Source organism: Fusibacter sp. JL298sf-3 (genome assembly GCF_053842995.1).
On record NZ_CM132608.1, the window covers coordinates 2,815,709 to 2,841,988 of the forward strand.

The window sequence follows — 26,280 nt, forward strand, 5'->3', positions numbered from 1 at the left end:
AGTTGATGACGCACCGCTGTCAGTATCGAATAATTGATTGAGTACTTTCCGTTGATGCTCATGGAGAATAGGGGCTTCAAATGCCGTAGTAGAGTTGCTTTGGTAGCGCGAACCTTAATAAGGGTGCTGTGACAACTGTGCAGGCGTCTTTGCTTCAATGGTTTAAAAGAAAGTAAAATAAATGTTTGAAGCATGTAAAAACGGGTAGAAGTTATAAAGACGCTATAATTTCAGGCGACGCTTAAAATGATAATTCTGACTATTGAAAAGGCCCTTGACGACTAGGGGGATCTGTAGTAAACTTGTCTAAGTTGCCAAGCGGAAGTTATGACAACAAAAATAAAAGATAAAAAAACAGTTGACAAACCTCATCGGGTTTGATAAACTAAATAAGCTGTCGTCGAGAGGTGACACACTAGAATCTTGAAAATTAAACAGTGTAAATGCAAGAAAAACCAAACGTCAAAACCTACTCGGAGAAATTCGAGAAGAGTGATGAAAAACGGAAAAACAAATGCGCGTGTGTTGTTTCGTATCCGCTTTAGAAAAGATGTCAGATGTTTTGCGGCAGTGCAAGGAAAGTATTTGAAGGCAATGTGGTACATTGTCGAGAATGCTTGACGAAGCAATGGCGTAAAACAGGTCGGCAGATTTTCAAACTGGGAGCGACACAACACACACAGTTAGCTCGTTTTGAGGTAACAGGCGTCAAACATTATAATTAAGAGTTTGATCCTGGCTCAGGATGAACGCTGGCGGCGTGCCTAACACATGCAAGTCGAGCGAGAAGAAATGGAATGCGGTTTCGGCCAAATGAAGTTTTGGAAAGCGGCGGACGGGTGAGTAACGCGTGGGCAACCTGCCCCATACAGAGGGATAGCCACTGGAAACGGTGATTAATACCTCATACTTCGCACGGGACACATGTTCTGAGCGACAAAGATTTATCGGTATGGGATGGGCCCGCGTCTGATTAGCTAGTTGGTAAGGTAACGGCTTACCAAGGCGACGATCAGTAGCCGACCTGAGAGGGTGATCGGCCACACTGGAACTGAGACACGGTCCAGACTCCTACGGGAGGCAGCAGTGGGGAATATTGCACAATGGGCGCAAGCCTGATGCAGCAACGCCGTGTGAGTGAAGAAGGTTTTCGGATCGTAAAACTCTGTCCTAAGGGAAGAAAAAAATGACGGTACCTTAGGAGGAAGCCCCGGCTAACTACGTGCCAGCAGCCGCGGTAATACGTAGGGGGCAAGCGTTATCCGGAATCACTGGGCGTAAAGGGTGCGTAGGCGGCTTAGCAAGCCAGGGGTGAAAGGCATTGGCTCAACCAATGTAAGCCTTTGGAACTGTTAAGCTTGAGTGCAGGAGAGGTAAGTGGAATTCCTAGTGTAGAGGTGAAATTCGTAGATATTAGGAGGAACACCAGTGGCGAAGGCGACTTACTGGACTGTAACTGACGCTGATGCACGAAAGCGTGGGTAGCGAACAGGATTAGATACCCTGGTAGTCCACGCCGTAAACGATGAATACTAGGTGTCGGGTGTCAAAGCTCGGTGCCGCAGCAAACGCAATAAGTATTCCGCCTGGGGAGTACGCACGCAAGTGTGAAACTCAAAGGAATTGACGGGGACCCGCACAAGTAGCGGAGCATGTGGTTTAATTCGAAGCAACGCGAAGAACCTTACCAGGTCTTGACATCCCTCTGAAGTAGCCTTAGCCGGCTATGTCCTTCGGGACAGAGGAGACAGGTGGTGCATGGTTGTCGTCAGCTCGTGTCGTGAGATGTTGGGTTAAGTCCCGCAACGAGCGCAACCCTTATGTTTAGTTGTTAACAGGTTAAGCTGAACCCTCTAGACAGACTGCCGTGGAGAACACGGAGGAAGGTGGGGATGACGTCAAATCATCATGCCCCTTATGATCTGGGCTACACACGTGCTACAATGGTCGGTACAACGGGCAGCGAAGGGGTGACCTGGAGCGAATCCTAAAAAGCCGATCCCAGTTCGGATTGTAGGCTGCAACTCGCCTACATGAAGTTGGAGTTACTAGTAATCGCGGATCAGAATGTCGCGGTGAATGCGTTCCCGGGTCTTGTACACACCGCCCGTCACACCACGGAAGTTGGGGGCGCCCGAAGCCAGTGGCCTAACCGTAAGGAAGGAGCTGTCGAAGGTGAAATCAATGACTGGGGTGAAGTCGTAACAAGGTAGCCGTATCGGAAGGTGCGGCTGGATCACCTCCTTTCTAAGGAGTAAATAGACATTTACACTGTTTAATTTTGAGGGTTCTAGGAACTTTCAAAACAAGATGTAATCTTGGACGAGTATTCGTCACTTTCTTTCAGAAAGTGCCTCACGCAAATTCAAGACTGACGTCTTAGGATGCTGACGCATCCGGCGAACTTTGCTGACGCAAACTTCGTAAATTAGCACCTTGAAAACTGTATATATAAAGAACCGACTATTAAGTTAGTAAAAAAGCAAGCATTGAAAAAACAATGTAAGCCAAAGTAAAAACTCAAACTCAAAAGTAAGGTCAAGTTACTAAGAGCATAGGGTGGATGCCTTGGCACCAGGAGCCGAAGAAGGACGTGGTAAGCTGCGAAAAGCTACGGGGAGCTGCAAGCGAGCGCCGATCCGTAGATGTCCGAATGGGGGAACCCACCTAGAGTAATGTCTAGGTATCCATGACTGAATTCATAGGTCATAGGAAGGGAACTCGGGGAACTGAAACATCTAAGTACCCGAAGGAAGAGAAAACAAAAGTGATTTCCTAAGTAGCGGCGAGCGAACGGGAAACAGCCCAAACCCAAGTCTTCGGACGAGGGGGTGTGGACAGTATATCAAGTAGAAGGTACCCTAGCCAAAGGACTTGGGAAAGTCCGCCGAAGCGTGTGAGAGCCACTTAGGCGAAAGGGGAAGATCGAACGTACTGATCCGGAGTACCACGGAGCACGTGAAACTTTGTGGGAAGCAGGCAGGACCATCTGCCAAGGCTAAATACTACCTGGTGACCGATAGCGCACAGTACCGTGAGGGAAAGGTGAAAAGAACCCCGGGAGGGGAGTGAAAAAGAACCTGAAACCCTATGTTTACAAGCAGTGGAAGTTCGTTAAAGAACGACCATGTACTTTTTGTAGAACGGGCCAACGAGTTACGTTATGCAGCAAGGTTAAGCGCTTCAGGTGCGGAGCCGCAGCGAAAGCGAGTCTGAATAGGGCGAATGAGTTGTATGGCGTAGACCCGAAACCGGGTGACCTATCCATGTGCAGGGTGAAGCGAGGGTAAAACCTCTTGGAGGCCCGAACCCATATCTGTTGAAAAAGGTTGGGATGACATGTGGATAGCGGAGAAATTCCAATCGAACCCGGAGATAGCTGGTTCTCCTCGAAATAGCTTTAGGGCTAGCCTTGAGTTAAGAGATACGGGGGTAGAGCACTGAATGTCCTAGGGGCTTTCACCGGCTACCGAAGACTATCAAACTCCGAATACCGATATCTTTTACTCAGGAGTCAGACTATGTGTGATAAGATTCATAGTCGAAAGGGAAAGAGCCCAGACCATCAGCTAAGGTCCCAAAATGCAAGTTAAGTGGAAAAGGATGTGGGATTGCACAGACAACTAGGATGTTGGCTTAGAAGCAGCCACTCATTTAAAGAGTGCGTAACAGCTCACTAGTCGAGTGATCCTGCGCCGAAGATTACCGGGGCTAAAACTTGCTACCGAAGCTATGGAATTGTTTAGACAATTGGTAGAGGAGCATTGTGTGAGAGGTGAAGTAAGATCGCAAGGACTTATGGATATCACACAAGAGAGAATGTTGGCATGAGTAACGAGAGACGGGTGAGAATCCCGTCCGCCGAAAACCTAAGGTTTCCTGAGGAAGGTTCGTCCGCTCAGGGTAAGTCAGGACCTAAGCCGAGGACGAAAGTCGTAGGCGATGGACAACAGGTGAAGATTCCTGTACCACCGAGACCCGTTTGAGAGAAGGAATGACACAGGAGGTTATGCTGAGCATGCGAATGGAAGAGCATGTCCAAGCAGCGAGTCTGTAGCGTAGGCAAATCCGCGCTACTGAGGATGAGCTGTGATGGGGAGTGAACTTAAGTAACGAAGCAGCAGATATCACACTGTCAAGAAAAGTTTCTATCGAGGGAGCAGGTGCCTGTACCGTAAACCGACACAGGTAGGAGAGTAGAGAATACTAAGGCGCGCGAGAAAACCATTGTTAAGGAACTCGGCAAAATGACCCCGTAACTTCGGGAGAAGGGGTGCCGGATCAGGTTTAGAGCTAGATCCGGCCGCAGAGGATAGGCCCAAGCGACTGTTTACCAAAAACACAGGTCTCTGCTAAATCGAAAGATGATGTATAGGGGCTGACGCCTGCCCGGTGCTGGAAGGTTAAGGGGAAGTGTTAGTTTAGGCGAAGCACAGAACTGAAGCCCCAGTAAACGGCGGCCGTAACTATAACGGTCCTAAGGTAGCGAAATTCCTTGTCGGGTAAGTTCCGACCCGCACGAAAGGCGTAACGATTTGGGCGCTGTCTCAACAATGGACTCGGTGAAATTGTAGTACCGGTAAAGATGCCGGTTACCCGCAGCTAGACGGAAAGACCCCGTGGAGCTTTACTGCAGCTTGGCACTGGATAATGGTATATGATGTACAGGATAGGTGGGAGACTAAGAATATAGGACGCCAGTCTTATAGGAGTCGCTGTTGGGATACCACTCTTTGTATACCGTTATTCTAACTATGGACAGTGATCCTGTTCTAGGACAATGTCAGGTGGGCAGTTTGACTGGGGCGGTCGCCTCCTAAAGAGTAACGGAGGCGCCTAAAGGTTCCCTCAGCGCGGTTGGAAATCGCGCGAAGAGTGTAAAGGCAAAAGGGAGCTTGACTGCGAGAGAGACATCTCGAGCAGGGACGAAAGTCGAGCTTAGTGATCCGGTGGCACCGCATGGAAGGGCCATCGCTCAACGGATAAAAGCTACCCCGGGGATAACAGGCTTATCTCCCCCAAGAGTCCACATCGACGGGGAGGTTTGGCACCTCGATGTCGGCTCGTCTCATCCTGGGGCTGAAGTAGGTCCCAAGGGTTGGGCTGTTCGCCCATTAAAGAGGCACGCGAGCTGGGTTCAGAACGTCGTGAGACAGTTCGGTCCCTATCTGCTGTGGGCGTAGGAAATTTGAGAGGAGCTGTCCTTAGTACGAGAGGACCGGGATGGACAAACCTCTGGTGTATCAGTTGTTCTGCCAAGAGCACTGCTGAGTAGCTAAGTTTGGAAGGGATAAGCGCTGAAGGCATCTAAGCGCGAAGCCCCCCTCAAGATGAGATTTCCCATCTTTTAATAGAGTAAGACCCCATGAAGATAATATGGTAATAGGCCTGAGGTGTAAGTGCAGCAATGCATTCAGCTGACAGGTACTAATAGGTCGAGGACTTGACCACGCTTTAGAGTAAGAGGATTTATCGGTTCTTATATATACAGTTTTGAAGGTACTAACCTTCACAGTTTCATAGTTAAGCAATTCAGTGACGAAGGCGGAGGGGCAACACCTGTTCCCATACCGAACACAGAAGTAAAGTCCTCCAGCGTCGATGGTACTTGGCGGGCAGCTGCCTGGGAGAGTAGAACGTTGCTGATTTATTGAGACCTCATTCCGTAATTGGAGTGAGGTTTTTTTACAAATAAAAATCATAGGAGGAGACCTGATGAAAGTTATAGAGTTGTCAATTAATCACGACCACAAGGGGGTGCGCCTTAAAATTCACCCGGTAGTCGTTCAAACTGATAAAATGACTGTACTTGTTGACTGTGGACATCCAGGGGACTTAAAGGCTTTAAAGTCGGAACTGGGCGACTCACATTTGACGTTTGACGAAATCACGCATCTGTTTATCACGCATCACGACCACGATCATATGGGGGCAGCTGCAGAAATTTTGGCACAATACCCACATATTCAGGTGGTGACTTCAGAAGTAGAGGCCCCTTATGTACGAGGAGAAGAAAAATCACTGAGATTGACGCAAGCAGAAGAGATATACGATTTTTTACCGGAGAGCGAAAAAGATGGCGCTCGTCAATTTCAGGCGTATTTAGAGCGTATAGAACCTGTTGAAGTGCAGCGGACACTTGGAGACAGGGAATTTATAGACGACGAAAGAGGTATAATGGGTGTAATGTCTCCAGGGCATATGCCGGGGCACATGTCTATTTACCTGCCGGAAAAGGCGCTGCTAATCACTGGTGATGCATTAATGTTGGCAAAGGGGCATCTACATATCCCCAATCCCCAATACGCGATGGACCCCCTAGCGGCAAAAGAGACGCTTAAAAAGTTGACGACTTTGAAGATTAATGAATGTCTGTGCTATCATGGGGGACATTATCAAGGCGATTTTAAAACTGAAATAATCAATTTATTAGATAAATAATAAACAGCTGGAACTGAGCGTTCGTAACGAGGGAAGACTTCAAACATGGGCGTTTCGTTCCTTTTTTATTTGAAGAAAAAGAACAAAGAAATAGGACTTTAGAACTAATTATTGAACTTCGTAATAAGTTATTGTAAAATTAATAGAGAACCTTAAACAGGAGGTAGATTTTGGATTTAAAAACGGTTGTCATATTAAATTTTCTAGGGACGGTTCTAACACTTTATATGACTTTTACATATAGCAAAGCCACTTTCTCGAATCCCGTCATACGTTTACATACTTTTTCTTTGGCTGTTGTCTCCGTCGGATACTTTTTCTTTTTTTTAGGCTGGGAAGGCATTGGTGGATTACCAAAAGGATTTGATGCCGTCGCTGGGAACACAGGGATGATTTTTGGTGCCACACTTGAGTTTTTGGCGATTAGAGCACATATATACCCACAAAAAAGGCAACGCCACAGCATCTACTACACCATCGCCGGTCTGCTAGCGGTATTGAACAGTTATTGGGTCTTTTATAAAGACGTACCGTTACAACGGATTGTGATTGTCAGTTTGTCAGTGGCTGTACTGTGGGGGATATCCGGTATTTATTTGCTTAAACCCGCTGAAAAGTCTAAACTTCAAAAGTCTATTGGCCGTATGTTTGTCATAGCCGGAACTTTAATGTTATACCGCGTTGTCGAGGCGCTCATCTACGGTTCCGACTACCATATTCAAACGGGAACACCGGGCCATGTATTTGCTTTTATTGGCCTCTTTGCCTATATGATGGTCTCAGGTGTCGGGGTGGCATTGCTCACTAAAGAGCGAACAGATGCCGCATTAAAACGAGCGGCAGAGACAGACGCGCTGACGGAGGTCTACAATCGAGCGTACTTTATGGAGCGGCTGCAAAAGAGTTTGATAGAACGCAAGAAAAAGCCTTTTAGTCTCGGTGTCGTTATGATGGATCTCGATGCCTTTAAAGCCATAAATGACAAACATGGGCATGTGATTGGCGATGAAGTGTTGAAGTATTACGCTGAGGCAATTTTGAAACATACAGCGCCTGATGACTTATTGGCACGTTTTGGCGGCGATGAATTCTTGTTGCTCTATCAAAATGTATCTGAAGAAGACATGCGCTATAAACTGTCGTATTTATGCACACACATTAACGCACTGCGCTATAGAGATATTGAGATTTCATCGAGTTTTGGTATGGTCTATCTAAACGCTGAACAGCCATATGAGCCTCGGGACGCCTACGATTTAATCGTCAGTGCCGACGATGCGCTTTATAGCGCAAAACACAGTGGTGGTGCACAAGTGTGCTGTCAAAAGTGTTCATAAAAAAGCCCCTGTAACACAGGGGCATCTTTACAAGTACGGATAGACGCCGGACAGCATACAAATACCTTTTGCGCCTACGGAGTGGGCGCTTTTAATATGGTTTAAATTGAGCCCACCGATGCCGTAGACGGGAATGGGGACCGCCTTGGATACGGCATTTAAAAATTCAAATCCCCTCGGAGGGAGGCCCGGTTTGGAGTGGGTTTTTAAAATATGACCAGCAATGAGTTGATGGGCGCCGTTTTCATAGGCGAAGCGCGCTTCTTCGACGCTATGTACGGAGACGCTGATGTCACAATGAGGGCGCTGACCGATGTTGTCTACAAAATGACCGTAGGACATATGAACGCGCCTAAGAGCGAGTTTGTCGAGCAGAGAGAGGTGTGTATGCAAGCGCAAAGGAATGCCGCTACGTTTGCAGTTGGACAATAGTTGCTCGGCAAGCGCGCAGTAGGCGGTGACGTCGAGTGTCTTCTCCCTTAAGATTATTTCGTCCGGTTGCATCTGGCAGACGCCTTTGATATAGGTTTCTACATCAACCGGACAGGTTTTGAAGTCTGTAATAACAATAAAAGACATCGAAGGGCCCCCTTACAGGTGAATATGACTCGAAAAAACGGGCTGCAAGTTCTGTGCTTCTAACATGTGTACCATTTCTTCAACCGTTCTTGAATCTGCAATTTCAAATTGAACATCGCTTTTTTCTTGTGCGACATGTCCACCGACACCGACCTTTGCTTCAGCAGAGAGTTTGTTGACAACCCATTGACACGCGTGGTCTCGGTAAAAAGCGCGTTCCCTTGTGGATAAAGTGATGGTTGAAAAAGGCATAAAAAGACGATAGGCGAGCATAATTTGCAGCAGCTGTCTTTCAGAGACCGGCTGAACGTCGACGACAGAACCTTCGGAACTATGGATCGGTCGCATACGCGGCACTGAAAAACCGATTTCAGCGTAAGGGTATTTTTGGTGGATCAGCATTGCGTGGAGTCCCGTTGCCAAAGCGTCTTCAAAGGGCGTTCCAAGTCCAAAAAGAGCGCCAAATGCGACGCCGTGCATTCCGGCAGTAAGTGCACGTTCTTGCGCGTCGAATCGGTAGCGAAAATCGCGCTTACGCCCTTTTAGATGAACTTGGCGGTATAAGCTTTCATCGTAAGTTTCCTGATAAACGCTGACAAAATCGGCACCGGCTTTGTGGAGCTTTGCGTAGGCGTCGACATCCAAAGGCATGATTTCCAGTCCGACACATTGAAACTGAGCCTTACTTTCTCGCACAACTTGGGCGAGGTACTCTAATGGCGTGTGGCGGACGGACTCTCCCGTTAAAAGAAGAATTTCTCTCAGCCCTGTCCGCCGTATAGCGGCGAGTTCCTCAGAAGCTTCTTCCAAAGAGAGCTTCGTACGCGCCATTGGATTTTTACAGCTGAAGCCACAGTAGAGACAGTGGTTGTCGCAGTAATTGGACAGATACAATGGTGTAAATAAGTTGACAGCGTTGCCGTGATGCTTTGATTTAAGGTCTCTTGATTTTCCGGCCATCTGCTCGAGATGGGGTTCTGCTGCAGGTGACAACAGTGCGGCAAAGTCCTTAGGCGACAGGCGCTCTTTTGAAAGGGCGGACAGAACGTCCCCCGAGGTATGGTGCAAGGGCAGCAGAGCGGTTTTTAAATCGTTAAAAGTTTCGTAGAGATTATTCATGGTCGAGTGCCTCCAAAAATCCGGTTAGCGGGCTCGAAGCTTCTGCTCGGTGTCCTAGGGTTCTACCAAGCTTGGCAATGTAGGCCAATCGTCCTGCAACAATGGCGTTTCTAAAGGCTTCTGCCATAAGGGGGATGTTTTCTGCAGTGGCGATTGCGGTGTTGGCCATCACCGCAGCACAGCCCATTTCCATAGCTTCACATGCTTGTGAAGGGCGTCCAATGCCGGCGTCTACGATAATCGGCAGGTCGATTTCATCTATGAGCATTTGAATAAAGGGTTTCGTCAAGATGCCTTTGTTTGTTCCTATAGGCGATCCAAGGGGCATAATAGCAGCCGCCCCCGCATTTTTCATATCCCGCGCCACGTTTAAGTCCGGATACATATAGGGCAGGGGAATAAAGCCTTCATTGGCCAAAGCGTCAACCGCTTTAAGGGTTTCGTAGTTGTCCGGTAAAAGGTAGCGGCTGTCGCGAATGACTTCAATTTTGATAAAATCGCCGCATCCAAGTGCGCGGGCGAGTTTTGCAATGCGCAGTGCTTCGTCAGCGGTACGCGCTCCGGAAGTGTTGGGCAGTAGTTTGACATTAGAAGGGATACCAGTGAGAATATCGTCAGTGGCATCTGGCGCTGCGCGTCTGACAGCTATTGTGGCCATTTCCACACCGCCGGCGCTGAGAACGCGCTGCATCATATCTACTGAGAATTTACCGGATCCGAGAATGAATCTCGATTGGAATGTTTGTCCGCCTAATACAAAAGGGTCGTTTGGTTTCATCGTAAAGTACCTCCTGAGATAAGTTCAATAACTTTATGGGCTTGATGTGCGGCGCAGAGCTGAACGCGTGTCGATAAAAGCCCAACGGCTGGTGTGTAGTCGGTCGTCATGTCGCCACATACCCATAGGCGTTGCATGACTCTTTGTGTTTTGATGGTATCTGCCCCTTGTGTGCCCGCCATTCCGGATCCTGAGACGATAGTCATATTCGGGCATTGAGAGAGCAAAGTAGAAATAAGCATCGCTTTCGTCTCGGCGCCGTCAAAAGCTTCTACGACGATATCAAACGCACCGAGCAGATCAGGCGCGTTTTCGGCATCGAGTTTAACTTGATGGGTGTGCACGACGAGTTCTGGATTGATATTGAGCAGGTGACGTTTTAAAGCGTCTGTTTTTGGGTGTGTGAGGTCTTGAATAAAATAATGCTGTCTGTTTAAGTTGCTGTACTCAACGGTGTCGTAGTCGAAAAGACTTAGAGCGCCGATGCCTGCTCGGGTCAAAAGCACTGCGACATTAGACCCGAGACCACCGGCGCCTGCAACGGCAACATGGGCCTTTTGCAGGGGCGATTTTAAGGACTCTGGACAGCGTTCGGTATGTTTGTACATGATTACCCTCCTCCGACAAAGCAAACGATTTCAATTTTATCTTCGTGGTTGACGGTTCTGTCTTTAGCGGCTGTATAGGGGAGAACATCGCCGTTGATTTCTAGAGCAATACGCTCGCCGATGTAGCCGAGCTTTTCGATGAGTGCTTTGATGGTCAGCCCAGCCGGAAGGGCTTCGCGACGCCCATTTAGCCTATAATACATCATATTGCGCCTCCTAAAAAAAATATTGTAAACAAAAAAAGCACAAAAAGTTTGACACCCTCGGTGGTGTCCCCCTTTTTGTGCTTCTGTTAGAATATTAACACATCAAAGATGCTTTGTAAAGGTCTATGCCAGAGAAAATCGTAAACTCTCTGCAAGTTTGACATGGTATCATATTATGTGCTAATATTGTTTTAAATAGATAATTAAATTTACAGAGATACGCTTTATAAGACTTTATTCTCAGTATAGGACTTTTTATTTAAAAAAAACAACAATTTAGTTGACAATTGAAAATCAAAATGCTATTATGTATATAACGTACCAATAATTGACAAAATATTGGTGCGTAATATTACTGAGGGGTGGAAGTATCATGAGTAAAAAGAATGAAGTATTAGGAAGCGAGCAAAAAGAGAGCACCTGCTGTAATTGTAAAGTTTGTAATTCTACTTACAATACGGTGCCTTTCAAAGACAGCTATATTTGTGAAGACTGTGTCACTTTTGTGAAGTCTGAATCGTAGCAGCTGGCGTTGCTCCTTGACCCAAGTACTGAAGACATGGTATCAAAAGAGTGCTTGCATCAAAGTACATAATGGGTTGAAAATGAAACAAAGCGGGAACACTTTTGGCGTTAAGTGTTCCCGCTTTGTTTTTTATTTTACTTGCGCTTTGGCAATTTCAATGGCACCGTATAGGGGGTCAATGGCCTTTGGATGTCTTATTAACCGCGTATCAACTTTGGTGAGGGCTTCGTCAAAATACGCCATAAAAGGGGTACTGTGATGAAAGATACCACCTGAGCACGAGAGGGGAATGGCGAAAAAATCGTCCCAGTGTTCAAAGCAAGCGGTGTCTTTTAGACGGTGACCTTTCTGAAATTGGTCGCGTCTGACCGGATTGGGTTCGACGACGGCGACTTTTACATTTTTCATAACAGTACCTCCTCATATGGATGACAACACCTTGGACGACACGGTTTACTTCGCCTGAAGGACACGGGGTGTCGGGCACATTTGAATCGGTCAGGCGCAACCAGTGTACCGACTTACGGATGTCCGTAGGCTTAACTAAGCCGTTTGAGAGGACGAGCAACTGTGCGACGCGATTGTCTTAATTAAACTCTTTAATGAGGTCAAAGTCGTACGCATTGCTGTAGGCGTCGCTGCTCAATGCCACGACGACGAAGGTCTTGGGACCGTATCTAAAGCTGAGGGGGGCGTCATGTGTAGCGACCACTGCCCAGATAGACGCACCTTTTAAAGGGCCCTGTGGCAAACGCCTCTAGAGCATTCATAAAATCGGGAGTGTCTATCAACTGACGACAGCACTGTGCTGTAGCCATATAGGGGGCCGCTACAAAGTCTGGTGAAAAGAGAGCGATTGCGCTGAGGTAAATTGTTGTGAGACCGCTTGTCATGGCAAAACCTCGATTGTTGCTGCCATCAGGCATTAGCCAAGCCAAAGTACGCGGGTGTCGGGTATGCTGTTTGTAGAGAGCCCCTCTACATTACAGGTTATAAAGAGGTGATAGACAGCGTCGACGAGCTGGTTGGCGAGTTCCACGACTGCGAGGCTTTCAGGGCTGTTACCGGAACGTGCAAGTGATTCACAAGTCGTCAGACTAGTCGATGCAAATTGACAATTCGGAAAAATTTAGTTATGATAAACGAAACTGGTTATTACCAGTTTTGAAGGAGCGTGTAGAAATGACTAAAATAGATAAAAGAAGCCGTGTCCCGTTGTATGCGCAATTAATGGACGCCATCATAGAGAAAATTGAAAACAAAACCTTGCTTACTGGGGCGCAATTGATGTCTGAGCGTGAAATGTGTGCGTACTACGACGTGAGTCGATCGACTGTGCGGCAAGCAATACAGGCACTTGAACGCGAAGGGTATATTGAAAGTGTACACGGCAAGGGCACCTTTGTCAGCGACCACAAGATGACTCAAAACCTGTCGACTTTTTACAGCTTTACCGAAGAGATGAAACATCAGGGGAAAGTCCCGTCGTCGAGGGTATTGCAGTATCACATTATACAAGCCGACAAACACCTGTCGAGTAAGATTGGCGTCTCAGAAAAGGCACCTGTTATCCGATTTGAGCGCCTAAGGCTGGCCAATGGCGAACCGATGATGCTCGAAACGACTTATCTACCAGAAGTGTATTTTAAATCATTGACACAAGAGGCTTTGGAAACGCAACCGCTTTATACGTTGCTTGAGTCAACTTACGGCCTGGTGTTGACGCATGCAGAAGAAAGCTTTTCTCCTGTACTCACTGACGAGCGAGAATCTGCGTTGCTCGGAACAGATACAGGAACGCCCAGCTTGCGCATCAGCCGGTGGGCTTATGCGGGCACATTGCTCGTAGAATATACGGAGAGCATTACGCGAGGTGACTGCATCAAGTACCGCGTCGTGCTCAAAAAATAAGGGGGAGTCCGATGAAACCGGTAGGGAAATCAGCAAAGGCACACTTGTTGGAGGCACAGCTTCAGGGGTATGCTATTCCAGCGTTTAACATTCACAACTTAGAAACTTTGCAAGTGGTTTGGGAAGTAGCGGTACCACTGGTGTTGCATGGTGCCAGTGGCTTTCTAACGAGGTGGTCAAGGCGTGCATACAGCGAGGCGTCTGCAAGGTCAATGTGACAACAGAACTGAAATATGCATTTGCTCGTGGCCTTAGACATTACTTGGCCGAGTATCCCGAGGCGACGGACCCCATACAGTATTTTCAATACGCCAAAGAGGAGAAGAGCACATGAATATTTTAAAACGCATTGTCCGAGGACAAAAACAAGCAGTTCCAGTGGGAATATACGCCGTTTGGGAGGACGCCTGTCGTCGGTAGCGAGGTGCCGGCACTGACCTTTGCATTGAGAGAAGCCTTGTTTGCTTTGGAGGCCATCGAACGCGAACTGATTTTAGAGCGTCACTCACAGTCGCATTTGACACATGTTATTAAAAAATTATGCAAAAGGAGCCAACGCACTGGTCGCGCAACTACACGGGGAGCGACGTGGAAATTGCCGTGGCCCAAAAATTCAGTTATTTCGATTGCATCCGCAGGTGGAATAGGCGGTTAAGAAGCTCTTTTACAACATCGATCGACACTCAACGCGTATACCGATGCCTATTTTCAGTCAGTATATGCCGCTGGAATATGCTAAAATAAAAGTGGGGGCAATTCTCATACGTGCACGTGAACTGGTTATGGCGCATGTGCAAACGTGTTTGGTGCCTTATGTCGAAGCGTCACAATTGCATTTGTTGAATGAAATTAAAGGGTATACAGATGAGGTGGTATAAGATGAGTCCAGTGTTTACTGTGGAAAATGAGTTTTTAAAAATAGCTGTAGCGCGTCATGGCGCTCAGCTGGAATCCGTTTGGGATAAAGAGATGGGGTATGAGTACATATGGCAAGGCACCCCGCCTTACTGGCGGAGAAAGGCCCCAATTCTATTCCCGATTGTCGGTGCACTTAAAGAAAAAACTTACAGTTACAGGCATCAGACCTATACTTTGTCACAACACGGGTTCGCTAGGGATTTGCCTTTTGACTGTCTAGAACACGATGAAACCGCCGTTAAAATGCGGCTGACGTCCAATGAGGCGACTAAAAAGAATTATCCGTTCGATTTTTCGCTGGAAGTATGCTACCGACTGGAGGGGCGTACACTGACGGTTTCGCACGATGTACAGAACATCGGTGCACTGGATATGTACTATGGTTTAGGGGGACATCCCGGTTTCAATGTGACCTATCCCTGCGATGTCGTCTTTGAAGAAATGGAGCGCTTAACCACCTATAACGTGAATTTGGAAAACGGTTTGATTGCCACACAGAGGCGTCGAATCAACGAACATAGGATTACCTCTGATGGACATTTGCATTTTACATTGACGCCGGAAGTTTTTGAGCAAGACGCGATTATACTCGACGATATTCACTCAAAGACAGTCACTTTACACTCAGGCAATGCAGGACACGGGGTGGCACTCACAATGGAAGCGGCACCTTACTTGGGCATTTGGAGTGACAAAGGCCCCTTTGTCTGTCTTGAGCCGTGGTGGGGGATTGCAGATTTTGAAGATACCGATCAAAACATAGAGCATAAAAAAGGGATGCAGTGTCTTGAACCCAATGCTTCAAAAAAACATGTCTATTGTCTCGAATTTTTTAAATAGACCCGTTCCCCGTTTTCCTCTGTATGGTATAATAGCAGTGGCTTTACACGTATACAGACATAATAGAGGAGGGGTTATGCGTTACGATCTTAAAAGAGCCGTCCGGACGAACTTGATTATACTGTGGGTGTTTTCGATTGTTTTACCGATGACAGCATGGATAAGCAGTGGTTCGAGTTACGGCATTAAAGCATTTGTTGCAGCAGGTGCCACATCTTTGGTCGCCACGGGACTTTATTTTTTACCGATTAATTTGCATATCAAAGGGCAGATTATTGTGGCATTTCCATTTTTAGCGGCGTTGGGCCTTTCCGCAGTTAGCGGTGGCGTCTCCAGAATGTTCAATGTCTACATGGTGGCGTTTGGGATGCAGGCACTTTATTTCAACAAGAAAAAATCGCTATACTTCGGCATGGGGCTCATCGGCGTCTTGGTGGCATGTTTTGTTATCGACCCGCAGCTCATATTGGATGACGGTATGGGACTGGGAGAGTTTATACCTAGAATCGGCGCCGTATTTACCATTTGGGCGGTGCTCTACCTGCTGACAAAGTGGGGAGAGGAGACCCTTAAAAGTGTCGAGGCATCTGCGAGAGAAAACGCTCAGAACTTGGAGCAGCTTCAATACACTTTTGATAAAGTTGAGACGTCGACAACGGAACTCGAAAACACATCCCGTAATTGCGCGGACATGATGGCTGAGAATCAGCGCAATACAGAGGCGATTAATTGCGCCATACAGGAACTTTCCAAAAGTGTCGACGATGCGGCAATAACTGTTTCTGGCGTCAATGAGAGCACTCAAAAATCGTCTCAAAATGTCGGGGCCACATACGACATCATGCAAAAGTTGACGGCAGTTTTCGAGACTTTAAAAGATGATTTTAAAACCAGCAGTCTTTCAATGGGACACATGAAAACCAGCATTGAGACGACGCATCTATCGGTGGACAATTCTATGGGCACTGTTCGTACACTGGCAGAGCAAATGCAGCAAATCGACGCTTCTTTAGAGGGGATTCGACGCATTGCAGAGCAGACGAATCTCTTGGCGCTCAATGCTTCTATTGAGGCAGCGCGAGCAGGTGAACACGGGAGAGGATTTGCAGTCGTTGCTGAAGAAATCCGAAAGCTCTCAGTGGAGAGCGATGCGTTCGCCGGTAAAATCGGGGACATCGTCGGCGAGTTGGGCGAAGCTTCCAAAGAAGCTATCGCACATTCTGAAGAGGGGAGACTGGCCATGCGCAGCATGGAAGAGGCAATGGTCATGCTCAATACACGCTTTGAGTCCGTGGCTTCTATTCTGGGAGAAGTCGAGGGCTATATGTCGCAAGAAGCGGCGTTTGTTACAGCCGTATCCAAAGAGTTTACGAGTATCGACGATGCCGTTACCAATATAGCGGCGTTGCTAGAAGAAAATGCTGCACACTTTCAGGAAATTTCGGCTCGTGTTGAAACGCAGACGGCGACATCAGAGGCCATTAAAAACGAAGTCGATCAAATTGCAGTTATAGGGAAAGTCCTCGCAGAAAGTGTTCAATAAACAAATCATTTTAAACATATGTTATAAAAGCACCCGTCGGGGTGCTTTTGTGTTACAATATAAGGCGCTAATAGTTGAAGGAGGGCGGCAGATGATCAACAGCCCTATTAAAATTGTTTACTCTAAGAGAAAAACTGTATCGTTTAGGTTAACTGAAGAAGGTGCTTTAAAGGTGCAGGCACCGTCGTATTTAACAGAAGAACAGGTTTTAAAAATCGTCGAAAAGAATGCTGATAAAATCAACCGGTGGTTGGAAGGTCGGCGACAGTCTCGTTCTATTTTTTACGGTGGTGATACGGCGTACTACTGGGGGACGGCATACCGCGTCTGTGAAGGGACATCGCGTTTGGTACCGGAAGTGACGGTGGACGAGGAGAAACACGTGCTATGGGTTCACAGCGATGGCCAATTGGGCTTGACGACGGTTCTATTGAATTTTTACAAAGAGGAGACACAGGCGTTTTTAAAAGCGGATTTGCCACGTTGCGCAGCCGCTGTAGGCGTTGAGCCGAAACGCATTCGGGTGAAGAATCAAAAGACGCGTTGGGGAAGTTGTTCTTCTAAGCAAAATCTCAATTTTAATTTGAGGTTGGCAATGGTGCCGCGAGAAGTTGCGCTGTATATCGTGGTGCACGAGTTGTGCCATTTGGTTCACATGAACCATTCGGCAGATTTTTGGAACCTTGTGGAACACCATGTCCCCAATTGGAAATCCCATAGACATTGGCTAAAAAAACACGCGGGGGTACTAATATGAACCACTTTAAACCAAAACTGCTGACAACGCTCAAGACTTATGATAAAGCACAGTTTCTAAAAGATCTCACGGCGGGTCTCATTGTGGCGATAGTTGCGTTGCCACTGTCTATTGCACTGGCCATCGCTTCAGGGGTATCGCCTGAAAAGGGGCTACACACGGCGATAATTGCCGGATTTTTAATTTCGTTATTAGGAGGCAGTCGCGTTCAAATCGGCGGGCCGACAGGTGCGTTTATGGTCATTGTCTACGGCATCGTGATGACGCACGGTGTGGACGGTTTGATTATGGCGACGGTAATGGGGGGCTTCTTTATGTTTTTAATGGGGCTGTTCAAGCTGGGCAGTGTCATAAAATTTATACCGCATACGATAACGACCGGTTTTACAGCCGGCATTGCCGTGACCATTTTTTCATCTCAAATTAACGATTTTTTCGGCATGAACCTCACCGATGTGCCGGCGGCTTTTCTCGACAAATGGCAGCTCTATGCAGCGCATGTCAGCGCAATTCACTGGCCGACAGTTGCTATTGGTGCAGTGGCTTTGGCCATTATTGTCTTTTGGCCTAAGACAAAGCTCAAAATACCGGGAACTCTTGTCGCGCTCATTGTGGCGACGGCGATAACACAACTCTTTGCATTAGATATTATGACCATCGGCGGTAAATTCGGCGAGCTTTCTAAGAGTTTGCCGGCACCACAGTTGCCTGCTTTTAGCATGGAAAAGATGTCGGCATTGCTGGCGCCTGCGATGACGATTGCCGTTTTAGGTGCTGTGGAATCGCTGCTGTCAGCAGTTGTTGCCGACGGCATGATCGGCGGCAAACACCGTTCGAATACAGAGTTAATGGCACAAGGTGTGGCCAATATGGCCTCGGGACTTTTTGGCGGCATTCCGGCAACCGGTGCAATTGCACGGACGGTAACCAATATCAAAAGCGGTGGACGAACGCCTGTGGCCGGAATGATTCACGCCGTGGTGCTCCTTTTAATTATGCTTTTGTTTATGCCGTTGGCGCAAATGATTCCGCTTACGGCGCTTGCAGCCGTACTGATGGTGGTCGCTTACAATATGAGTGAGTGGCGTGAATGCGCGGCGCTTATGAAGTCTCCGAAATCCGATATACTGGTTTTGACAGCCACTTTTCTCATTACAGTGTTCGTCGATCTGGTCGTCGCCATTGAAGTGGGGATGGTGCTTGCGGCTATGCTTTTTATGAAGCGCATGGCAGAAGAATCCTGTGTTCGCGAAATGACTAGAGACACTGCTGAAGAGGCCGAACACTTTACGCCGGCTTTTGATGTCGAGGTAATGAATGCCCTCCCCACAGGTGTCCAGATGTATGAAATCAACGGTCCGATGTTCTTTGGCGTGGCCGACAAGTTCTTAGAAGTGTTGAACAGTATCGATTCTGAAACAGAGGTTATTATTTTAAGACTGCGCAATGTGCCTTGTGTCGATGCAACGGCTATTCACAGTATGAAGCGCTTTATTACTCTGTGTAAAAACAAAGGAATTCAGTTGCTTGTTACGGGTATTCAACCTCAACCGTATACAAGTTTTGAAAAAGCCGGTCTCATTGAGGCCATCGGCAAAGAGCATTTTTATGAAAAGTTTGAAACAGCTCTGGAAAGAACAGCGGGAATAAATGATTAACCCTTCTTGTAGAAAGGTATAATTATAAGGAGATTTACCGCAGAGGAGGGCGCTATGATAAAGATTATCAGAAAATTTTACGGAGTAGGCATTGTGCTAGTCGTACTCATAGCGCTTGGTATGACGCTACAAATGGTTTATTTTAACCGGGTACTCGAAAAAGAGATGGTACGCATTTTAAACGTGGAGGAAGAACACGTTGAGTTCTCTGTAAATGCGTACTTCTCAGAGTACGAACAGATTGTTGAAAGCGTTGCACTTCTCGTCGAAACGTCTGAGGGCGCGGCACCATTGCTGTCCTTTATGGAGGAACTCTTAGAAAACCACCCTTTTTTTTCGTCGGTTTACTACGCCACCGAAGACAATGAAATGGTGAACGGCAGTGGCTGGATACCACCACCGACTTTTGATGCGCGGGTGCGCCCGTGGTATATAAAAGCAAAGGCAGAAGGCGCTTTGATTTACACAGACGCTTTTTTAAATGCCAGTCGTGAAAATTGGATATTGACCATTGCAAAGCCTGTTTACAACAAGGGCGACGAGGTCGTGGGCGTCGTCGGGGGCGATGTAGACATTAGCAATCTTTTAGAGATTATCATCGACATCAAGCCGTCTGAAAACGGCCTAGTCTTTATTGTCGATGAGGAAAATCGCGTTTTAGCACATCCCATGTTGGACACTTCTGGAGAAACTGAACCGCCGATGATTAGCGATATTGTCCAGTTTACAAATTTTCAAAATGACGATGTCTACAAATCCAAGATGTTGGGCCATCGAGGGTATATGAGCGACCGTCTGTTGCCGCATAGCAACTTGCGTGCCTATGTCTTTATACCTGAAAGCGATACAGTGAACTACTATGAACAGCTAGGGCTGATAGGGGGCAGCGCAGTACTCATCCTCATTTTAATGACAGTTGTGTTTGCTTACCGAATGACAAGCTTGATTTTCAAACCGGTCTTGGCCATCTCTAGAGAGGTCAAAGCAATCCCTGTGGACAACTTGCTAGGTTATCGTCTCGAGCATACAGAAGGCGAAATTTACGGCGATTTAAAAGAAACGATCAATGCGCTTATTGAGAAGTCTGAGCAGTCTGCCGAGGCACTTCAAGCCTCTAACAGTCGTCTCGAAGAAATGCTGGCACATTTGACGTCGGTCGAAAAGGAGTTGCGTGCCAATCACGAGAATTTGGTCCAGAGTGAAATGCGCAATGCCGCTATAATCAACGCATTGCCGGATATTTTGTTTAGACTGGATTACAACTGCCGCTTTATCGATTGTCAAGTGGGGGATGAACGGCGCCTCATTGCTGAAAAGGACTTTTTTATTGGCAAGCACTTTGACGAAGTACTCCCGAAGGACGTTGCCAAAATGGGCGAAAAGGCAATCAAGAAAGTAGAAGAAGGCGGTGTATTAGAAACTTTCGAGTATGCTTTGGTATTCCCGACGGGTAAGTACTATTTTGAGATGCGTATGGTACCAAGTGTCAACAACGAGGTGTTGGCAATCGTTCGAGATATTACACACCAAAAAGAACATCAACAGCGTATTACGTACCTCAGTTACCACGACCAGCTGACGGGGCTTTACAACAGACGCTATTATGAAGAACTCTTAGCGTCGATTGATTATGAAACCGCTTTACCTTTAAGTGTTTTGATGATGGATGTCAACGGCTTAAAACTAACGAACGATGCCTTTGGACACGTCAAAGGGGACTTGCTTTTAAAGAGTTTTGCTAAGATTTTGACCACCATCTGTCGACCTTCAGATATTATTGCTAGAGTAGGCGGCGATGAGTTCGTCGTCATTCTGAAGGAAACACCTAAGTCTGAGGCGCTCAAAGTTTCTGATCGCATCTACGATGCCATCGGTCAGATGAAGCACGATTTAATTGTGCTTTCCGCCTCTATTGGCGTGGCGACGCTAGACCATGAAGAGCAGATGCTGGAGTTTGTTCTACGAGAAGCGGAAGATTTAATGTACGCTAAAAAAGTCTATGAAAGTCAAAAAATGCGCAATGAGACCATCGCTCTAATTTTGAAAACCATTGATGCGAAGGCGACATATGAGAAGATACACTGTATGAGAATGCACGCTTTTGCCGAACGCCTTGCGACATTTTTCGGTTTATCAAGACAAGAAGAAGAAGACCTTGAGCAGGCTATCCTTCTGCATGATGTGGGAAAAATCGCCATTTCTGAAGCTGTTCTTTACAAAGACACGGCCTTGACTCCACTTGAGTTTAAAGAGATTATGAAGCACCCTGAAATAGGGTATCAGTTGCTCAAAAGCACAGATGCTTATGCCCCGATTGCTGAGATTGTCCTCTCACATCACGAGTGGTGGGATGGCACGGGGTATCCGAGAAATCTATCGGGAAACAAGATTCCGCTGCTCTCCAGAATTATCTCTGTTTTAGAGGCACTGGAATCGATGACTTCCGAGCGACCGTACAAGATGGCGTTGACCTTTGAAGAAGCGGCAGTCGAATTGAGTAAAGGCGCGGGCAGTCAGTTTGATCCCTATGTCGCCGGTATCGTGAGCACACACATGGATATGATTTCAGATATATAAGAAAAAACGCTTTAAAGCAAAGGCTTTAAAGCGTTTTTTGAGTTCTAAGTCAATTACAAAAGCAATACAGTGGCAAGGCCTAAAAAGAAGAAAAAACCTAAAACATCTGTAAGTGTGGTGACAAAAATTGAAGATGCCAGTGCAGGGTCAACGCCTATTTTTTTGAGACTGAGGGGGACAAAGTACCCTGAAAGCGTAGCGACAATAAGGTTGAGGAATATAGCGGATCCGATAACGATGCCAAAGACGATATCCCCTTCCCAATAGGCACCCAGTGCACCGATAAGTAAGCCGAGGCAGCAGCCGTTAATCAGTCCGATAAAAGCTTCCTTTACTAAGATGCTCTTCTGATTTTCAAAGGTGAGTTCGCCGAGGGCAATCCCTCGAATAATCATTGTGAGCGTCTGAGTACCTGCGTTGCCGCCCATACCGGCGACAATGGGCATAAATGCTGCTAGCGCTACAATCTTTGAGATGGTTCCTTCAAATAGAGAAACCATGCCGGCGGCTAAAAGAGCGGTAAAAAGATTGACAATTAGCCAGGGCAGTCTCGAAGCGACAGCACCGCGAATGGTCCCTTCCAGTTTCTCTTCCTCATCTAATCCGGCGAGGCGGAACAAATCTTCTGTGTATTCTTCTTTAATAATTTCAAAGATATCGTCAAAAGTTACGATACCGATGAGTCGACCGGTTGCATCGACTACCGGCATGGCCATGAAACCGTATTTTTCAAAGAGAATCCCGACATCCTCTTGGTCCATTGTGTCGGGAACGCTGATAATGCTCGTATTCATAATATCTGAAATAATCCGGTCTGGCGTTGCGATGATAATTTCTCTCAAAGGAACCACACCTTTTAGAACCCCGCCTTCGTCTACGACATAAATGTAATAGGGCGTCTCTGAGTTTGGAGAAACCTGTCTTAAATATTCTATTGTATCTGCAATGGTCATCGTTTCGCGAATGGCAATGAACTCGGTCGCCATAATACCGCCGGCGGTATCGCTCTTATAGGAGAGTAGGGTTTGAACTTCCTGTGCATCTTCATGGCTCATTTGGGAAATCAAGGCGTCTTTTTCGTCTTCCTCAACATAACCGAGCAAATCGACGAGCTCGTCTGATGACATTTCGTTCATGATTTGTTTTTTTCGCTTTTGTGAAAAGTATGAGAGCAATTCGAACTTCTCATCGTCTTCTGCGGTATCGATGACAAGGGCGATATAATCGTCGGGTAATTTTTCCAAAATGGCGTATTTGTCGCCTTCATAATGGCTGAGAGACTCGAGAAAGTCCACGGGGTGAATATCGTCGATTTCGCTTAAAATAGTAGAGATGGGAGCATTTTTTATGAATTCAATGATGTTTACCATAGGTCAACTCCTTTATTGGCTGTGCTGATAAAAGTAATGTTTGAAATCCTCAGTGGTCATAGGGGCCTGTTCCAGATACCCTTGACAAATCCTACAGGCAGTCTTTTTAATTATAGACAATTGGCGTGAAGTTTCAACCCCCTCAGCAACAGTTTCAATCCCCAAATCACCGAGCATTTCGACAATGTGGATAAAGAGTTTTTCCGATTTTTCAAAGGAATCGATGTCCTTGATAAGACTGCGGTCGATTTTAACTGTATTGAGAGGCAAACTGAGAATGCTCGAAAGGGCTGAATACCCCGACCCAAAATCATCCAACGACAAGTGAAAGCCGTTTCCCCAAAGGTGATGCAGTTGTTCGATGGCCTTTTTATCGTTTTCAAAAAATGTGCGCTCAGTAATTTCAAGCTCAATTTGATCGGGTTTTATGCCGTACTTCACACAGTGGTGTTCCAAAAGACCGACGATGTTTTGGTGAACGAGTTGATACGCTGAGAGGTTAAAGCTGATTCTAAACTGACGGCGGTTGCTGAGCAGGTCGCCGAGGCTTTCGAAAGTTGCGTCTAAGAGCACCTCGGTAAGTTTACCTATAAGGGGCGTGTCTTCAATATAGTCGATAAAGGCGTAGGGGGTGCGAATGTCGGCATCTGAGTAATGCCAGCGCGCCAGAACTTCTCCTCCGATAATTTCTCGCGTATTCGTATCCCATTTTGCCTGAACATAGGGGACGAATTGATTGGACTTTAAGCCCTCTGCGATGGTGTGAATAATGTCCTCTTTTAATGTCGTATGGTCGGAGCGCCTCTGTAAAATGACGTGTAAACTTTCCAGTTCCGCTGCAAGCTGTGTGTTTTGAGAAGCCAAATGATGAATGCTTTCAAGTTCTTTCAGCAAAGAACCTGTGTGCTTTACAACAGCAGGCTTCTCACGATTTAACGTCATTTTAATGTGACTGTCCAGGTACATATTTAAAATGTCATTGGCTTTGTCCAATTGATTGCTTCGACGGTAGTAGTCTGAGATAATCTTAATAGAGCCTTGTAGAAAGGGAAAGAATCCCTGCTTATTTGCAATTTCAAGCGCTGTATCTATGTAGGAAATGGCTTTCGAACTGTTTTCTGATTGAAAATAGGCTTCGCCGATATTGACCAGTAAAACGCAGTAGTTGAGATACTCATCTCGTTCATCCAGCTTGGCATAGTAATTTTCGGCGTGGTGATAAGCGTTAAGACAGGCTTTTAGCTCATGGCGTTCGTGCAGGAGAAAACCGTAGTTCATATAGATGTCTCCTTTTAGAGCCGGGTTGTCCACATATGGGGTCATTTCTACAGCTTTTGTTGCGTATGAAATGGATAGACTCAGGTCTTCAATGAGGTGAAACGAGGTACTTAGATGAACAAGAGACCGTGCAATAAGTGCAGGGTCGTCTAATAGAAGTGCTCGATCGTATGCGTTGACGAAGCTTCTAAGTGCATTAGTCGGTTGCATAATGCTCCTCGACATAATCCCTTCTGCACAGAAGTAGATGTAGGCGCGAAGTGGGTCGCTCAACTCGTCGTGTTTGCTCTCTAACTGCGCTTTGACTTTATCGAAATAGTAAACGGACTCGTAGTTGGCACTGGAGAGCATAAGAAATAACAGGTTGTCAGTCGAAACCGAATCCAGCGCATCTTCAAAGAGGAGAAGGTGTTCCCTTAAATACTTTTTGGGATTTTTTCGAATCAATTCGATTTGTCGTTTAAACATGGCAACTCCTTTTCGTAACGGGATTATTGGTAATAAAATTGGTTGCGACCATTGACTTTTGCTTTGTAGAGCAAGGTGTCGCAGAGCTGAAAGTCTCTATCGAAATCCTCAGTCCATGTCGTCAATAGATCAACGCTAACGGTGATATGATTTTCGCTAAAAAACCATCAGTGCTTCAATCCACTGGACAGGTTCTTGCACAGCCGATAACGACAAGTGTTAGTGAGAAAAGCACTAAAAAAGCTACGAGCACCCTAAGGGGCGTTTTGGGGTAGCGGATGAGACGCATTGAAGCATTTCTCTCTAGGGCGTTGAGTAGTTGTTGAGAACGTACTGATTGTTTAACGTAATCATTCATATCATACGCTGAAATGTCTTCCACTGCAATGAGCAATTCCGCAGATTTTTTGTACGAATCGAGGGCGTAGTAAGATTTGGCCATGAGGAATCGAATTGTATTTGTCATGTAGTTGTCAAGAGCTTCTACGTCGATTTTTCGTCAAATCCTCGATAAGTACTTAGAAGTATCAGTGCTTCTTCAACAGGCAGATCTTCTTCAATTAACTTGAGCAATGAAAGGGGGAGTGTTGTATGTTGTTGCACATAGGGCAGTAGAATCTCTTGAGCCTCTGTCTCTCGAAAATTGTTATTTAGATACAGATATTTTTCCATTAAGAAGTAGCGTTTGGCTTTTGTGGGTCCATATTAACTCGTACAAGAGGCGTCCCTTTAGAAAATTGGCGTCGGCTTCGAAATGAAAATCATTGTTTGCAACAGCCCAATCATTGGCTTTACTCCAGTAGTAAAAAGCCATGCCTTTGTTGTACTGGAGCGCATAGATTTGGCCGATATACAGATAGGCAACGGCGTGTTTCAGTAGCTGAGACGCCTTTTGAAGCATGTTGTAATAGCTCATAAGAAAGTCGTCTATTTCTAAAAGATACCCCAGTGCCTCAGCGCGCTCTGAACAAGAACGATTGGAATCGTTTACCATTGTCTCTAAGGTGTTGTAAACAAACTTTAAACTACTGTTACTATAGACTTTATTTCTCATGAAATTAATATCCGAATCCGACTTCGACGATTTGATTGAAAAAGCAACCTCTATAGCATTCGTTCATATGGTGAGCAGGCGTATGCAGATGACCGCGGGGTCAACATGTAACGCCCTCGTACTTTATCTTTTATAATTTCATTATCATCTATACCCAATTGACCTTAAATAAAACCTCCTGGAAAGGCCTCAAAGGTCTAAAAAAGTGTGATAAAATGCGTAGGGTCTATGTGAGTGGGTATAAAGTTAACATCAAATTCAACCGATAAATATAATGTAACCACTTATAACCGATTAATTAAATTTACGTCA

At 46.3% G+C, this 26,280-nt stretch carries 23 protein-coding genes and 3 rRNA genes; 15 read left to right on the forward strand and 11 right to left on the reverse strand.

Annotation, left to right across the window (positions count from 1 at the left end; translation table 11 throughout):
* Positions 1 to 717 precede the first annotated feature (717 nt).
* The 5 genes from ACR6HW_RS13300 (at position 718) to ACR6HW_RS13320 (ending at position 7,778) form a co-directional block, all read left to right on the forward strand.
* Positions 718 to 2,247, forward strand: a 16S ribosomal RNA gene (locus ACR6HW_RS13300).
* A gap of 289 nt (positions 2,248 to 2,536) precedes the next feature.
* Positions 2,537 to 5,451, forward strand: a 23S ribosomal RNA gene (locus ACR6HW_RS13305).
* A gap of 80 nt (positions 5,452 to 5,531) precedes the next feature.
* Positions 5,532 to 5,648, forward strand: a 5S ribosomal RNA gene (gene rrf / locus ACR6HW_RS13310).
* The 16S, 23S and 5S rRNA genes sit together here, the layout of an rRNA operon.
* A 67-nt stretch (positions 5,649 to 5,715) precedes the next feature.
* Entirely contained in the window at positions 5,716 to 6,441 is a 726-nt protein-coding gene (locus tag ACR6HW_RS13315; RefSeq protein ID WP_455728212.1) for an MBL fold metallo-hydrolase, read from the forward strand.
* A gap of 170 nt (positions 6,442 to 6,611) precedes the next feature.
* Positions 6,612 to 7,778 carry a GGDEF domain-containing protein gene (locus tag ACR6HW_RS13320; RefSeq protein ID WP_455728213.1) on the forward strand — a complete coding sequence of 389 codons (1,167 nt, stop codon included), beginning with the start codon at positions 6,612 to 6,614 and terminating at the stop codon, positions 7,776 to 7,778.
* Positions 7,779 to 7,805: 27 nt separating this feature from the next.
* Here the strand turns inward: ACR6HW_RS13320 and ACR6HW_RS13325 are convergent, their stop codons facing one another.
* From ACR6HW_RS13325 to ACR6HW_RS13355, 7 genes are all read right to left on the reverse strand, one after another.
* Positions 7,806 to 8,357: a thiamine phosphate synthase gene (locus tag ACR6HW_RS13325; RefSeq protein ID WP_455728214.1), complete on the reverse strand. Its 552-nt coding sequence runs from the start codon at positions 8,355 to 8,357 to the stop codon at positions 7,806 to 7,808.
* Between the two features lie 12 nt (positions 8,358 to 8,369).
* Positions 8,370 to 9,476, reverse strand: a complete 1,107-nt coding sequence (gene thiH / locus ACR6HW_RS13330; protein WP_455728215.1) for a 2-iminoacetate synthase ThiH — start codon at positions 9,474 to 9,476, stop codon at positions 8,370 to 8,372.
* On the reverse strand, positions 9,469 to 10,254 hold the full coding sequence (locus tag ACR6HW_RS13335; protein ID WP_455728216.1) for a thiazole synthase: 786 nt from the start codon (positions 10,252 to 10,254) through the stop codon (positions 9,469 to 9,471). Before ACR6HW_RS13335 ends, thiH begins: the two co-directional genes overlap by 8 nt.
* Entirely contained in the window at positions 10,251 to 10,862 is a 612-nt protein-coding gene (thiF, locus tag ACR6HW_RS13340; RefSeq protein WP_455728217.1) for a sulfur carrier protein ThiS adenylyltransferase ThiF, read from the reverse strand. Before thiF ends, ACR6HW_RS13335 begins: the two co-directional genes overlap by 4 nt.
* Positions 10,863 to 10,864: 2 nt before the next feature.
* Entirely contained in the window at positions 10,865 to 11,068 is a 204-nt protein-coding gene (gene thiS / locus ACR6HW_RS13345; protein ID WP_455728218.1) for a sulfur carrier protein ThiS, read from the reverse strand.
* A gap of 655 nt (positions 11,069 to 11,723) precedes the next feature.
* Positions 11,724 to 12,002: a hypothetical protein gene (locus ACR6HW_RS13350; protein WP_455728219.1), complete on the reverse strand. Its 279-nt coding sequence runs from the start codon at positions 12,000 to 12,002 to the stop codon at positions 11,724 to 11,726.
* Positions 12,003 to 12,180: 178 nt separating this feature from the next.
* Positions 12,181 to 12,306, reverse strand: a complete 126-nt coding sequence (locus tag ACR6HW_RS13355) for a phosphoheptose isomerase family protein (protein WP_455728220.1) — start codon at positions 12,304 to 12,306, stop codon at positions 12,181 to 12,183.
* Positions 12,307 to 12,776: 470 nt separating this feature from the next.
* On the opposite strand from ACR6HW_RS13355, the gene ACR6HW_RS13360 reads away from it, so the two are divergent.
* From ACR6HW_RS13360 to ACR6HW_RS13405, 10 genes are all read left to right on the forward strand, one after another.
* Positions 12,777 to 13,505, forward strand: a complete 729-nt coding sequence (locus ACR6HW_RS13360) for a GntR family transcriptional regulator (RefSeq protein ID WP_455728221.1) — start codon at positions 12,777 to 12,779, stop codon at positions 13,503 to 13,505.
* Between the two features lie 11 nt (positions 13,506 to 13,516).
* A complete protein-coding gene (locus ACR6HW_RS13365; RefSeq protein WP_455730920.1) occupies positions 13,517 to 13,723 on the forward strand; it encodes a beta/alpha barrel domain-containing protein in 207 nt (68 codons plus the stop codon).
* Entirely contained in the window at positions 13,720 to 13,839 is a 120-nt protein-coding gene (locus ACR6HW_RS13370; protein WP_455728222.1) for a hypothetical protein, read from the forward strand. The genes ACR6HW_RS13365 and ACR6HW_RS13370 overlap by 4 nt, the downstream gene beginning before the upstream one ends.
* Positions 13,840 to 13,854: 15 nt before the next feature.
* Entirely contained in the window at positions 13,855 to 14,160 is a 306-nt protein-coding gene (locus ACR6HW_RS13375; RefSeq protein WP_455728223.1) for a class II D-tagatose-bisphosphate aldolase non-catalytic subunit, read from the forward strand.
* Between the two features lie 43 nt (positions 14,161 to 14,203).
* Positions 14,204 to 14,383: a hypothetical protein gene (locus tag ACR6HW_RS13380; RefSeq protein WP_455728224.1), complete on the forward strand. Its 180-nt coding sequence runs from the start codon at positions 14,204 to 14,206 to the stop codon at positions 14,381 to 14,383.
* Between the two features lies 1 nt (position 14,384).
* Positions 14,385 to 15,263, forward strand: a complete 879-nt coding sequence (locus tag ACR6HW_RS13385; protein ID WP_455728225.1) for an aldose 1-epimerase family protein — start codon at positions 14,385 to 14,387, stop codon at positions 15,261 to 15,263.
* A gap of 76 nt (positions 15,264 to 15,339) precedes the next feature.
* Positions 15,340 to 16,806, forward strand: a complete 1,467-nt coding sequence (locus tag ACR6HW_RS13390) for a methyl-accepting chemotaxis protein (RefSeq protein WP_455728226.1) — start codon at positions 15,340 to 15,342, stop codon at positions 16,804 to 16,806.
* 91 nt (positions 16,807 to 16,897) lie between these two features.
* Positions 16,898 to 17,563, forward strand: a complete 666-nt coding sequence (locus tag ACR6HW_RS13395; RefSeq protein WP_455728227.1) for a M48 family metallopeptidase — start codon at positions 16,898 to 16,900, stop codon at positions 17,561 to 17,563.
* Complete coding sequence (locus ACR6HW_RS13400) at positions 17,560 to 19,221, forward strand: SulP family inorganic anion transporter (RefSeq protein WP_455728228.1); 1,662 nt, start codon at positions 17,560 to 17,562, stop codon at positions 19,219 to 19,221. The genes ACR6HW_RS13395 and ACR6HW_RS13400 overlap by 4 nt, the downstream gene beginning before the upstream one ends.
* A gap of 54 nt (positions 19,222 to 19,275) precedes the next feature.
* Positions 19,276 to 21,798, forward strand: coding sequence for a diguanylate cyclase (locus tag ACR6HW_RS13405; protein WP_455728229.1), 2,523 nt, complete (start codon positions 19,276 to 19,278; stop codon positions 21,796 to 21,798).
* Positions 21,799 to 21,851: 53 nt separating this feature from the next.
* Here ACR6HW_RS13405 and mgtE read toward each other — a convergent pair whose 3' ends face one another.
* The 4 genes from mgtE to ACR6HW_RS13425 all read right to left on the reverse strand — a co-directional run bounded on the left by mgtE (position 21,852) and on the right by ACR6HW_RS13425 (position 25,968).
* Entirely contained in the window at positions 21,852 to 23,168 is a 1,317-nt protein-coding gene (gene mgtE / locus ACR6HW_RS13410) for a magnesium transporter (protein WP_455728230.1), read from the reverse strand.
* Positions 23,169 to 23,180: 12 nt separating this feature from the next.
* Complete coding sequence (locus ACR6HW_RS13415) at positions 23,181 to 24,914, reverse strand: EAL domain-containing protein (protein ID WP_455728231.1); 1,734 nt, start codon at positions 24,912 to 24,914, stop codon at positions 23,181 to 23,183.
* 175 nt (positions 24,915 to 25,089) lie between these two features.
* A complete protein-coding gene (locus tag ACR6HW_RS13420) occupies positions 25,090 to 25,380 on the reverse strand; it encodes a hypothetical protein (RefSeq protein WP_455728232.1) in 291 nt (96 codons plus the stop codon).
* A 180-nt stretch (positions 25,381 to 25,560) separates the two neighbouring features.
* On the reverse strand, positions 25,561 to 25,968 hold the full coding sequence (locus ACR6HW_RS13425) for a hypothetical protein (RefSeq protein WP_455728233.1): 408 nt from the start codon (positions 25,966 to 25,968) through the stop codon (positions 25,561 to 25,563).
* Positions 25,969 to 26,280 lie beyond the last annotated feature (312 nt).

Bases quoted from the DNA above. Each gene is read 5' to 3' on its own strand.
- mgtE (WP_455728230.1), bottom strand. From the start codon at position 23,168: ATGGTAAACATCATTGAATTCATAAAAAATGCTCCCATCTCTACTATT.
- ACR6HW_RS13385 (WP_455728225.1), top strand. From the start codon at position 14,385: ATGAGTCCAGTGTTTACTGTGGAAAATGAGTTTTTAAAAATAGCTGTA.
- ACR6HW_RS13405 (WP_455728229.1), top strand. From the start codon at position 19,276: ATGATAAAGATTATCAGAAAATTTTACGGAGTAGGCATTGTGCTAGTC.
- ACR6HW_RS13395 (WP_455728227.1), top strand. From the start codon at position 16,898: ATGATCAACAGCCCTATTAAAATTGTTTACTCTAAGAGAAAAACTGTA.
- ACR6HW_RS13400 (WP_455728228.1), top strand. From the start codon at position 17,560: ATGAACCACTTTAAACCAAAACTGCTGACAACGCTCAAGACTTATGAT.
- ACR6HW_RS13360 (WP_455728221.1), top strand. From the start codon at position 12,777: ATGACTAAAATAGATAAAAGAAGCCGTGTCCCGTTGTATGCGCAATTA.
- ACR6HW_RS13325 (WP_455728214.1), bottom strand. From the start codon at position 8,357: ATGTCTTTTATTGTTATTACAGACTTCAAAACCTGTCCGGTTGATGTA.
- ACR6HW_RS13425 (WP_455728233.1), bottom strand. From the start codon at position 25,968: ATGAGAAATAAAGTCTATAGTAACAGTAGTTTAAAGTTTGTTTACAAC.
- thiF (WP_455728217.1), bottom strand. From the start codon at position 10,862: ATGTACAAACATACCGAACGCTGTCCAGAGTCCTTAAAATCGCCCCTG.
- ACR6HW_RS13335 (WP_455728216.1), bottom strand. From the start codon at position 10,254: ATGAAACCAAACGACCCTTTTGTATTAGGCGGACAAACATTCCAATCG.
- ACR6HW_RS13380 (WP_455728224.1), top strand. From the start codon at position 14,204: ATGCCTATTTTCAGTCAGTATATGCCGCTGGAATATGCTAAAATAAAA.
- ACR6HW_RS13365 (WP_455730920.1), top strand. From the start codon at position 13,517: ATGAAACCGGTAGGGAAATCAGCAAAGGCACACTTGTTGGAGGCACAG.
- ACR6HW_RS13420 (WP_455728232.1), bottom strand. From the start codon at position 25,380: ATGACAAATACAATTCGATTCCTCATGGCCAAATCTTACTACGCCCTC.
- ACR6HW_RS13350 (WP_455728219.1), bottom strand. From the start codon at position 12,002: ATGAAAAATGTAAAAGTCGCCGTCGTCGAACCCAATCCGGTCAGACGC.
- ACR6HW_RS13315 (WP_455728212.1), top strand. From the start codon at position 5,716: ATGAAAGTTATAGAGTTGTCAATTAATCACGACCACAAGGGGGTGCGC.
- ACR6HW_RS13415 (WP_455728231.1), bottom strand. From the start codon at position 24,914: ATGTTTAAACGACAAATCGAATTGATTCGAAAAAATCCCAAAAAGTAT.
- thiS (WP_455728218.1), bottom strand. From the start codon at position 11,068: ATGATGTATTATAGGCTAAATGGGCGTCGCGAAGCCCTTCCGGCTGGG.
- thiH (WP_455728215.1), bottom strand. From the start codon at position 9,476: ATGAATAATCTCTACGAAACTTTTAACGATTTAAAAACCGCTCTGCTG.
- ACR6HW_RS13390 (WP_455728226.1), top strand. From the start codon at position 15,340: ATGCGTTACGATCTTAAAAGAGCCGTCCGGACGAACTTGATTATACTG.